The sequence below is a fragment of the Mucilaginibacter sp. P2_A5 genome (assembly GCF_056404995.1).
Genome location: NZ_JBFUCY010000089.1, coordinates 1 through 514, shown reverse-complemented (window position 1 = coordinate 514; position 514 = coordinate 1). Strand labels below are relative to the sequence as shown.

Sequence of the window (514 nt, the reverse complement as noted above, 5' to 3'; positions counted from 1 at the left end):
CCGTTAATGGCGTGGCGCTGCTGATCGTTGGGTACATTGCCGGGGTTTGGGGCAACTAACTGAATGGTGGCCTTCGCGCCACCTTCCCTGATCACGCTCCATGCTTCCGGCGTATTCGGGTTGTCCTTAAATATCCTGTTCCTGATCAGCTCGGCATACAAACCCCCATCGTACGAATGGTTGATCTCTTCGGTCATCAACCCATACAGTTGCGGGCTTACGTTTGCGCCGGGCCTGGTTAAATCAAGCGTTAGCTTAGGGTTTTGCGCTTGTAAACTTGTTGTTGTGAACAGGAACAGGCACAAAATTGAAATGGGTAATAACTTTTTCATCATGAAAGTCTATATTATTTATTGTGTTTTTTACACTTATTTTTACAAGGCCAATGGGGTATTTCCATTGAAAATTGTTTCTGGGTTTATCGGTATTGAGTTTATTTAACCAGGATTTTTACTGTTTTTGAAATATTACGTGATGAATTACCTACCTGAAGAACAAACTCACCAGCTTCCAC

1 pseudogene is annotated in these 514 nt (G+C 43.4%); it reads right to left on the bottom strand.

Going from position 1 to position 514, the window contains the following annotated elements:
- Positions 1 to 335: pseudogene (locus AC1DXF_RS29480) on the bottom strand (hypothetical protein); the annotation flags it as partial.
- Between the last annotated feature and the right edge of the window lie 179 nt (positions 336 to 514).